This window comes from Massilia sp. P2_C2, from assembly GCF_056404615.1.
The window spans coordinates 1-755 of the sequence record NZ_JBFUDR010000655.1; the positions used below are offsets into that span (position 1 = coordinate 1).

General features: G+C 64.7%; 1 protein-coding gene. It reads left to right on the forward strand.

The window, feature by feature from the left end:
* Positions 1-755, forward strand: a 755-nt coding sequence (locus AC1DYX_RS31665; RefSeq protein WP_477266237.1) for a VCBS domain-containing protein, incomplete at both ends; no start/stop codon positions are given.

The following is a 755-nucleotide window of genomic DNA, read 5'->3' on the forward strand; positions in this document are numbered from 1 at the left end:
CAATGAAGACACCACCCTGACAGTTACCGTTACCGGCAAGGTCACCTCCAGCGACGTCGACCATAACGCCACGGCCGCCTACACCGGTAACGCAGCGGGCAACTATGGCAGCTTCGCRGTCGACGCCAGCAGCGGTGTGTGGACCTACACCCTGGACAACACCCACCAGGACCTGGCCGAGGGTGAATCGCATACCGAGACCTTCACCGTCACGGTCACCGACGACAAGGGYGGCAAGGCAACCCAGGACGTCGTCCTGACCGTCACCGGCACCAACGACGCACCGGTCATCACCAGCGCGGCGCAGAGCGGAACGGTCAAGGAAGACACCACGCTGACAGTCACCGGCACGGTGGCCTCGAGCGACGTCGACCATGGCGCCACGGCAACCTACAGCGCTGGCACGACGGGCGTCTATGGCAGCTTCGCAGTCGACGCCAGCAGCGGTGTGTGGACCTACACCCTGGACAATACCCACCAGGACCTGGCCGAGGGCGAATCCCACACCGAAACCTTCACCGTCACGGTCACCGACGACAAGGGCGGCAAGGCAACCCAGGACGTCGTCCTGACCGTCACCGGCACCAACGACGCACCGGTCATCACGAGCGCGGCGCAGAGTGGCGCGGTCAATGAAGACACTACCCTGGCAGTTACCGGCCAGGTCACCTCCAGCGACGTCGACCATAACGCCACGGCCGCCTATACCGGTAACGCAGCGGGCAACTATGGCAGCTTCGCGGTCGACGCCAGCA